Annotated in this window: 2 protein-coding genes; one reads left to right on the top strand and one right to left on the bottom strand. The window is 64.8% G+C overall.

Annotated elements, in window-relative coordinates:
* The coding region (locus EOC06_RS36100; protein ID WP_164898961.1) for a nucleoside deaminase at positions 1–315 on the top strand (315 nt) is incomplete at its 5' end.
* 36 nt (positions 316–351) lie between these two features.
* Here EOC06_RS36100 and EOC06_RS36105 read toward each other — a convergent pair.
* Positions 352–1,032 (bottom strand): hypothetical protein, encoded by a 681-nt coding sequence (locus EOC06_RS36105; RefSeq protein ID WP_128310035.1) that lies wholly within the window; start codon positions 1,030–1,032, stop codon positions 352–354.
* Positions 1,033–1,162: the final 130 nt, after the last annotated feature.

Consider the following 1,162-nt stretch of genomic DNA (forward strand, 5'->3'; position numbering starts at 1 on the left):
CTTGCCGACCCGACCGCGCATGCCGAGATGCTGGTCATCCGCGAAGCTTGCCGCAAACTGTCGGCCGAGCGGCTGACCGGCCATGATCTCTATGTGACGCTGGAACCTTGCGCCATGTGTGCCGGCGCCATTTCCTTCGCCCGGCTGCGCCGGCTTTATTTCGGCGCCGCCGACGACAAGGGCGGTGCCGTGGTCAATGGCGTACGTTTTTTCGCCTCGCCGACCTGCCACCACGCGCCCGACATCTATCCGGGCATGGGCGAGACCGAAGCGGGTCTATTGCTCAAGGAATTTTTCCGGGAACGGCGCGGCTGAACCGGGCGCAACGCCCGGCGACACAACGTGGTGTTCTTACAGAGACGGCATCCAGTCGAACCAGCCGCTGCCCTTCTTGCCTTCCGCCTCTTTCTTCAGGCGGCGTTCCTTCTTGTACTCGTCCTCGCCAAGCTGATCTTGCGGCGCCGTGCCGGCCGCGACACGATACTGCACTGGAGGCTCGCTCAGATATTTGCGGGTGTTCGGATCGCCCTGCTTGCTGTCGGCAAGGCGGCGCTGGATCTCGGCGGCACGGCCCTTGTCGGAATCGGCCGGTGTCCATGCCGGCGGGTGGTTCGACCCTGACTCCGCCATCGCCCTCTTCACCGAGGCCGGGTCCGTCTGCACGTCGTCGATGATCTCCGACTGATAGGCCGGGTCGTTCTGATGGGCGGTGGCGTCGGCGCGCAAGCGGGCGCGGCGCTGCTCGGGCGATTCGGGCCATTCGGCGCTCGCCGTCTCGATGCTGTCCTGCGGGGCCGGCAGCGCTTCCTTCTGGCCTGGCGCCGGCTTCACGAGCGTCGGACGCGGCTTGTAGTCGATCTGTTCCTTGCGCTTCGGCGCGAATGAAAAGGCGCCCGAAATATCGCCGGCCAGCTGTTCGCCGGCGGTCTTGTCGGTGCCGTAGGTCGGAGAGCCCATGCAGCCGGACAAAGCGAGGCCCGACGCGACAAGCGGCGCCAGCAGCGCCAAGCGCGCATTATATCTCTCGGTCATGCCAAAAAGTCCCACTCTAGACAGCCTCTCGATTGCCACCAGCCTTGTGGCCGGTCCCCATCGTCCAAGCACTTGCGACGGAAATCCGGCGACAATTTGTCTTCCGGAGTTTCGCGTGTTTACCTCAACC

The sequence above is a fragment of the Mesorhizobium sp. M7A.F.Ca.MR.362.00.0.0 genome, assembly GCF_004023175.1.
In the GTDB taxonomy this organism is placed as follows: Bacteria; Pseudomonadota; Alphaproteobacteria; order Rhizobiales; family Rhizobiaceae; genus Mesorhizobium.